Annotated in this window: 6 protein-coding genes; 4 read left to right on the top strand and 2 right to left on the bottom strand. The window is 67.0% G+C overall.

The features are described 5' to 3' along the window. Window positions 1–45: 45 nt before the first annotated feature. The 4 genes from ACYVLV_RS08820 to ilvC all read left to right on the top strand — a co-directional run bounded on the left by ACYVLV_RS08820 (window position 46) and on the right by ilvC (window position 4,388). The gene (locus tag ACYVLV_RS08820; RefSeq protein ID WP_460809222.1) at window positions 46–735 is read left to right on the top strand and encodes a 4a-hydroxytetrahydrobiopterin dehydratase; all 690 of its coding nucleotides are present in this window, start codon (window positions 46–48) and stop codon (window positions 733–735) included. 210 nt (window positions 736–945) lie between these two features. Continuing rightward, window positions 946–2,766: an acetolactate synthase large subunit gene (locus ACYVLV_RS08825; protein ID WP_460809223.1), complete on the top strand. Its 1,821-nt coding sequence runs from the start codon at window positions 946–948 to the stop codon at window positions 2,764–2,766. Beyond that, on the top strand, window positions 2,766–3,305 hold the full coding sequence (gene ilvN / locus ACYVLV_RS08830; protein ID WP_460809224.1) for an acetolactate synthase small subunit: 540 nt from the start codon (window positions 2,766–2,768) through the stop codon (window positions 3,303–3,305). The genes ACYVLV_RS08825 and ilvN overlap by 1 nt, the downstream gene beginning before the upstream one ends. Before the next feature lie 54 nt (window positions 3,306–3,359). Then, a complete protein-coding gene (gene ilvC, locus ACYVLV_RS08835; RefSeq protein ID WP_460809226.1) occupies window positions 3,360–4,388 on the top strand; it encodes a ketol-acid reductoisomerase in 1,029 nt (342 codons plus the stop codon). Between the two features lie 76 nt (window positions 4,389–4,464). Here the strand turns inward: ilvC and ACYVLV_RS08840 are convergent, their stop codons facing one another. Further along, window positions 4,465–6,339, bottom strand: coding sequence for a purple acid phosphatase family protein (locus ACYVLV_RS08840; RefSeq protein ID WP_460809227.1), 1,875 nt, complete (start codon window positions 6,337–6,339; stop codon window positions 4,465–4,467). 49 nt (window positions 6,340–6,388) lie between these two features. Beyond that, window positions 6,389–7,867: purple acid phosphatase family protein (locus ACYVLV_RS08845; RefSeq protein WP_460809230.1), on the bottom strand; the 1,479-nt coding region annotated here is incomplete at its 5' end.

Below are 7,867 nucleotides of genomic sequence, written 5' to 3' on the forward strand. Positions count from 1 at the left end.
TGGGGGTGATGGCCCACCACGACGACCTGTGGCACTGTCGGATTCATGACGGACCGCGACCCGAAGCAGACCCTGACCGGCCACGAGATCGAGGCCGAGTTGCTCGCCGATTGGCGGGTGATGTTCTCGACGCTCCACGCCCGTTTCGAGACCGGAGGCTTCGCCGCCGGACTCGATCTGGTCAACCAGATCGGTGCCGCCGCGGAGGAAGCCAACCATCATCCCGATGTGACGCTGACCTATCCCCGGGTCGACGTCCGACTGACCAGCCACGACGTCGGTGGGGTCACCCAGCGCGACATCGATCTGGCCCGGATCATCAGCCAGGCCGCCGAGCGAGTCGGCGCCTCGGCCCAGCCGCAGAACGTGCAGGTCCTCGAATTGGCCCTGGACACCCCGGACCTGTCGGCGGTCAAGCCCTTCTGGGCGGCCGTGCTCGGCATGGAGGAGGGGGACGACGACGTCACCGACTCTTCGGGGGTGCTGCCGTCGCTCTGGTTCCAGGAATCCGAGTCCGGCGGTGCGCGCGAAACCCCCGACCAGCGTTTCCACCTCGACATCCGGGTGCCGCCCGAGGTCGCAGAACAGCGGGTCGCCCAGGCCATCGAGGCCGGGGGAACCCTGGTCTCCGACGGGCGGGCACCCTCCTTCTGGGTGCTGGCTGATGCGCAGGGCAACCAGGCCTGCGTCACCACCTGGTTGGGTCGGGCGGTCTCGCCGGACGAAGAGGGCTGAGAAGCCTCACCTGTTTCACCAGGTGGGATTCGCGTCCCGTATCGTGGGACACTGGCTAGCCACTCATGACGCCACATGGGTGGGAGGGCTACGCTGTGCACATGGACCTGACTCTTGTAGTACGCACCGGACGCGCCAGCTGACCAGCAGCTGCACGCGCGTCCACCCCTCGTTGCCCGGGCAACCGAGGGGTTTTTTGTTGGGGTCCACATGCACCATCGAGCCGAAGAACGCCAGAACCGCCATGAACGAGGGAGCGACATGAGTGAGTCAGCCAGCGGGACGCCCGCGGGCACCCCGATGACCGGGGCCCAGAGCCTGATCAAGTCGTTGGAGTGCGCTGGCACCGAGACCATCTTCGGGATTCCCGGCGGGGCCATCCTGCCGGCGTACGACCCGCTGATGGACTCCTCCATCCGCCACATCCTCGTCCGCCACGAACAGGGCGCCGGGCACGCGGCCCAGGGGTACGCCTCGGCCTCGGGGCGCGTCGGCGTCTGTATGGCGACCTCGGGTCCGGGAGCGACCAACCTGGTCACCCCGATCGCCGACTGCCACATGGACTCCGTGCCCATGGTCGCGATCACCGGTCAGGTCGGGGCCTCGATGATCGGGACCGACGCCTTCCAGGAGGCCGACATCCGTGGCATCACGATGCCGATCACCAAGCACAACTTCCTGGTCACCGACCCCGCCGACATCCCGCGCACCGTGGCCGAGGCCTTCTACATCGCCTCGACCGGACGACCCGGCCCGGTTCTCGTCGACGTCGCCAAGTCCGCGCTCCAGGCCGACACCACCTTCACCTGGCCCTCCGAGTTGGTGCTCCCGGGCTACCGCCCGGTCACCCGCCCCCACGCCAAGCAGATCCGCGAGGCCGCGCGACTGATCCTCGACGCTCGTCGTCCGGTGCTGTACGTCGGCGGCGGCACGATCCGCTCCGGGGCCTCGGCCGAGCTCAAGGCGCTGGCCGAACTGACCGGAATGCCCGTGGTTACGACGTTGATGGCCCGCGGCGCGTTCCCCGACAGTCACGCCCAGAACCTGGGAATGCCCGGGATGCACGGCACCGTCGCCGCGGTCGCCGCCCTGCAGCGCAGTGACCTGATCATCAGCCTGGGCGCCCGCTTCGATGACCGGGTGACCGGCAACCTGGACTCCTTCGCCCCCGGGGCCAAGGTCATCCACGCCGACATCGACCCGGCCGAGATCGGCAAGAACCGCCACGCCGATGTCCCGATCGTCGGTGATGTCCGTGAGGTCATGGGCGACCTGTTCGCCCTGCTCAGGGCCGAGTCCGACGCCGGGACGACCGGCGACTACGAGGCCTGGGTGCAGTTCCTGTCCGGGGTGAAGGCGAAGTACCCGGTCGGGTACGACGCGGCGCCCGACGGTGCGCTCTCCCCGCAGTACGTCATCGAGCGTCTCGGCGTCGTCTCGGGTGAGAACACCATCTACACCTCCGGGGTCGGCCAACACCAGATGTGGGCGGCCCACTTCGTGAAGTACGAGAAGCCGCGCACCTGGATCAACTCCGGTGGTCTGGGCACGATGGGCTTCGCCGTCCCGGGTGCCATGGGCGCCAAGGTCGCGATGCCCGACCAGACCGTGTGGGCCATCGACGGCGACGGATGCTTCCAGATGACCAACCAGGAACTCGCGACCTGCGCGATCAACAACATCCCGATCAAGGTCGCGATCATCAACAACGAATCCCTCGGGATGGTTCGTCAGTGGCAGACGCTCTTCTACAACGAGCGGTACTCCAACACCGATCTACACTCCAAGCGGATCCCGGACTTCGTCAAGCTCGCCGACGCCTACGGCTGCGCGGGACTGTCGTGCGAGTCGCCCGGAGAGGTCGACGCGACGATCGAGAAGGCGATGGAGATCAACGACGTCCCGGTGGTCGTGGACTTCCGGGTCCACCGCGACGCCATGGTGTGGCCGATGGTCGCGGCCGGCACGTCGAACGACGACATCAAGTACGCCCGAGACCTGGCGCCCGACTTCGAGGACAATGATCTGTAATGAGCGTTCACACACTCTCCGTCCTGGTCGAGGACAAGCCCGGGGTCCTGGCCCGGATCGCCGGGTTGTTCGCCCGGCGTGGGTTCAACATCGAGTCCCTGGCGGTCGGTCCGACCGAACACGCCGAGGTCTCACGCATGACCATCGTGGTCAATGTCGCCTCCTCGCCCCTGGAGCAGGTCACCAAGCAGCTCAACAAGCTGGTCGAGGTGATCAAGATCGTCGAACTCGAGTCCGAGTCGTCGGTCACCCGGGAGTTGGTGATGGTCAAGGTCGCGGCCAACACCGAGACCCGCGGTCAGGTCCTCGACACCGTTCAGCTCTTCCGCGGCAGCGTCATCGACGTCGCCCCGGACGCCGTGACCATCCAACTGATCGGCAACACCGCCAAGATCGCCGACTTCATGCGGGTGATCGAACCCTTCGGGGTGCGTGAACTCGTCCAGTCGGGTCAGGTCGCCATCGGGCGAGGATCCCGGTCGATCTCCGAGCGCAATCTGCGCACGGTCGTCGTACCCACCCCGCCGATCGCCGGTTGACCCAAACCCACAGCACCACCCAACGCAGCACCCCAACCTAAGGAGAAGCCTGACGTGGCTGAGATGTTCTACGACGACGACGCCGACCTGTCCCTGATCCAGGGCAAGACCGTGGCCGTCATCGGTTACGGAAGCCAGGGTCACGCGCACGCCCTGTCCCTGCGCGACTCCGGCGTCGATGTGCGCGTCGGCCTGCAGCCGGGCTCCAAGAGCCGCGCCAAGGCCGAGGCCGAGGGCCTGACGGTCAAGACCCCCGCCGAGGCCGCGAAGGAGGCCGACGTCATTGTCGTCCTCGCCCCCGACCAGCACCAGAAGAAGGTGTACGCCGAGGAGATCGCCCCGCAGCTGGTCCCCGGCAACACCCTGGTCTTCGGCCACGGATTCAACATCCGCTTCGGCTTCATCACCCCGCCCGAGGGCGTCGACGTGTTCATGGTCGCTCCCAAGGGTCCCGGTCACCTGGTTCGCCGCGAGTACGTCGACGGGCGCGGTGTACCCGTCCTGGTCGCCGTCGAGAAGGACGAGTCCGGCACCGCCTGGTCCCTCGCGCTGTCCTACGCCAAGGCCATCGGTGGCCTGCGCGCCGGTGGGATCAAGACCACCTTCACCGAGGAGACCGAGACCGACCTGTTCGGTGAGCAGGCCGTCCTGTGTGGCGGTGCCTCCCAGCTGGTGATGTACGGCTTCGAGGTCCTCACCGAGGCCGGCTACCAGCCCGAGGTCGCCTACTTCGAGTGCCTGCACGAGCTGAAGCTGATCGTCGACCTGATGTACGAAGGCGGCATCGCCAAGCAGCGTTGGTCGGTCTCCGACACCGCCGAGTTCGGTGACTACGTCTCCGGCCCGCGGGTCATCACCCCCGAGGTAAAGGAGAACATGAAGGCCGTGCTGGCCGACGTTCAGAACGGTGCGTTCGCCAAGCGCTTCATCGACGACCACGAGGCAGGCAGCCCCGAGTTCAACTCGCTGCGTGAGAAGGGCGAGGCTCACCCGATCGAGGCCACCGGCCGCGAACTGCGCAAGCTGATGGCTTGGGTGAAGAGCCACGACTCGGATTATGTCGAGGGCGCAGCCGGTCGCTGACCTCAATGCTGAGAAGGGCCCCGGATCACTGTGATCCGGGGCCCTTGGCGTTGGTGGGGGGTGAGGGCCTGACTCCTCAGCCGGGGGCAACGACCCCGGGTTCGGTGACCCAGGTCCGACCACCGGCACGTCGGGTGACGGTGAACTCATCGAAGAGAGCACCTTCTGGGAGGCGCGTCGTCGCAGTCCTGCCCTTCTCCACCAGCCAGGAGCGGTAGTGCAGCGTGGATCCGGTGACGTCCACGGTCTGGTAGGTCGTGACGCCCTGACCCGTCCGCGCCTGGGTGGCTCCGTTGGCCGTCCACACGTTCTTCTCGGGATCGGCCTCGAGGGGGAAGTACTGCGCGCCAGCGTTGGCCGCGACGTACACCGGGCCGGAGGTCAGGCCGGGAGTCGAGGTGGTGCTGGTGTCCTTGTAGCCACGCGAGTAGACATGGTCGTGTCCCATCAGGACCAGGTCGACGCCGTACGACTCGAAGACTGGTACGAGATGCTCGCGGACCTTGGCTTCATCGCGTCCCACGGATGAGGAGTAGACCGGCTGGTGGAAGGCGACCACACTCCACGTCCCCGGGTTCTGTGCCAGGACGCCTTCCAGCCAGGCGGCCTGGAACCTGATCCACAGATCGCCCGGACCGCTGGACGGGCAAGCGGGATCCCAGCAGGCGGGAAGATTGTCGGGACGTAAGAACTCCTGCTCGCGCGTGGTGTTGAGGGTGACGAAGCGGACGCCCTGGTAGTCGGTGTAGTAGACGGTTTCGGCCGCCAGGACAGCGAAATGGTCGAAGTAGGCCGCGTATTGCCGAGCGACCTGGTCCGAGCCGACCGCGCGGTCGGCCAGCGAGCCGATGGTCGATCGGGTGGGTTGGTTGCGGGGATACTCGAAGGTCGCTTTCCAAGCAGTGAGAAGACGATCGCCGAGGTACTCGTGATTGCCGGGGGCGGCGAGCACGTTGCTGGTGGCAGCGCTGTTGGCCATCCCCGCGAACCAGTCGCGCCACTGCGAGTCGTTGTCGGCGTTGTTGATCAAATCACCGGCGTGGATCGACCCCGCCGCCTCCGGGGCTTTCGTTTCTGCGGCCTGAACGACCCGTCGCCAGGTCGAGTCCAGCCCGACCTGAGCGTCGCCGAAGTAGAGGAAGGTGAAGGAGTCTTCAGCAGAGCTAGCCGTGCCGAAGGTGTGCCACGGACTCCAGGACCCTGGGAGTCCGACCCGGTAGTCGTACTCGGTGGCCGGGCTCAGGCCTGTCGCGGTGGTCGAGAACCGTTGGCGGGGGTTGCCGTTGACCGTGCCACGCGCCGTGCCCGAGATCGTCCTGGTCACCCCACCCACCGAGGAGCGGATCTGGAGGTGTTCGGAAGCACTCCTGCCGCCCAGCCAAGAGAATGATTGCGACCTCGCCGGAGTCGTGGTGGGGGTCAGTACGACGCGGGCGGCTGCTGTATCTGCTGTACCTGGCGTAGCTGCGGCAGCCTTGACGGTGAACCGAGACCAGGACTTGCGTGAGCGGTTGCGGGTGGCGTCGCGGGCAATGGTCTGAAGCCGATAGGAGCCTGCGGGCAGACGAACACGCCGCACCCACGTGGACGTCGTGCTGCCGGGGGTGCGCAGCTTCGTCTTCAAGCGGGACGGGCGTCGGACCCAGGTGCCGTTGGGTCGCAGCCAGCGTTTCGTGGCGCGGTCACGAACTCTTGCGTAGACAGCTGTGACGCCCGAGTTGTCCTTGGCGATGCCGCGCAGCACGACAACGGGACCCTGCACGGCCCGGTTCCGGTGGGGCGCATTCACCTTGATCCTCGGGGCAACCCTGTCCTTGGTCGCAGCGGCTGCCGGTGCAGGGGAGAGGGACCCGAGGATGCTCAATGCGCTCAGCATCAAAGCCGCGGCCACGAGGGCGACCAACAGGCGTGGATCGATCTCACGACGTCGGTGACGGGTGGGCGCGATCATCTCGGTCTCCTGGGGGGGCGGGGGGAGGGTGCCGAGGGCCGCGATCGGGTCAGTTCGGCGGGTCGACCCCGGGCTCGGTGACCCAAGTCTGCCCGCTCGGGCGGAGTGTGATGGTGAATTCGTCGAAGACCGAACCGTCCGTAAGGGTGGTGGAGGCGCCGGGGCCCTTCTCTACGAGCCACGAGCGGTAGTGCAACGTCGAGTCGGTGACGTCGATGGTCTGATACGTCGTCACGGCCTGCCCGGTGCGGACCTGGATGGCTCCGTTGGCGTCCCAGACGTTCTTCGTGGGATCGGTCTCCAGGATGTAGTGCTTGGCTCCCGCGTTGGACACGACGTAGACGGGCCCCACGGTGAGGCCGGGGGTCCCGGTGGCGCTGGTGTCCTTATAGCCGCGTGAATAGACGTGATCGTGGCCCATGAGGACCAGGTCGACGTCGTACTCCTCGAAGACGGGCACCAGGTGGCGCCGCACCGCGGGTTCGTTGCGTCCGACGGCGGCTGAGTAGACCGGTTGGTGGAACGTGACGACATCCCACGTCCCCGGGTTCTGATCCAGGACCCCTTCCAGCCACGCCGCCTGGTAGCGGATCCACAGGTCACCGGGAGCCTTTGAGGGACAAGCCGCGTCGACGCAGTCGGGAAGGTTCACGGGCCGGAGGAACGTCTGGTCGCGCGTGGGGTTCAACGCGATGAACCGGACGCCCTGGTAGTCGGTGTAATAGACGGTCTCCGCCGCCAGGACCTCGAAGTGGTCGAAGTAGGCGGCGTACTGGCGGGCCACCTGGTCGGACCCGATCGCGAGGTCGGCCAGCGTTCCGATCGAGGCATGGTTCGGCTGGTTGAGTGGGTATTCGAAGGTCGACTTCCAGGCGGTGAGCAGCCGGTCTCCCAGGTACTCGTGGTTGCCGGGGGCCGCCATCACATTGCTCGTGGCGGCGCTTCGGCTCATCCCCGCGAACCAGTCACGCCATTGGTCGTCGTTGTCTGCGTTGTTGATCAGGTCCCCGGCGTGGACCGAGCCGACGGCATCGGGAGCCTGAGCCGCGGCGGCAGCCACGACGTCACGCCAGGTTGAGTCGAGTCCGGATTGCGCGTCGCCGTAGTAGAGGAAGGTGAAGGCGTCGTCGTTCGGATCGGCGGTGCGGAAGGACTGCCACTGACTCCACGACCCCGGCAGACCCACCCGATAGTCGTACGCCGTGGCCGGAGCCAGCCCGGTGGCCGTGGTCGAGAATCGTTGGCGAGGGTTGCCGCTGATCGTGCCGCGAGCGGTGGCGGTGACCTCGATCGGCGAGGGGTCGCCGGACCGACGGATCTCGAGCCGCTCCGTGGCGCCCTCGCCGCCCAGCCACGAGACCGACTGTGAGGTCTCGGGTGTCGTGGTGGGGGTGAGTACGACGCGCTCGGCTCTCACCGGTGGAGTGACGGTGAAGGGGGTCCAGGGTTTGGTGGACCAGTTGCGGGCGGCGTCGCGGGCGATGACGTCGAAGCCGTAGGGCCCGGGGGTGAGGGGCACGGTGAGGGA

The sequence above is a fragment of the Nocardioides salsibiostraticola genome, assembly GCF_054783655.1.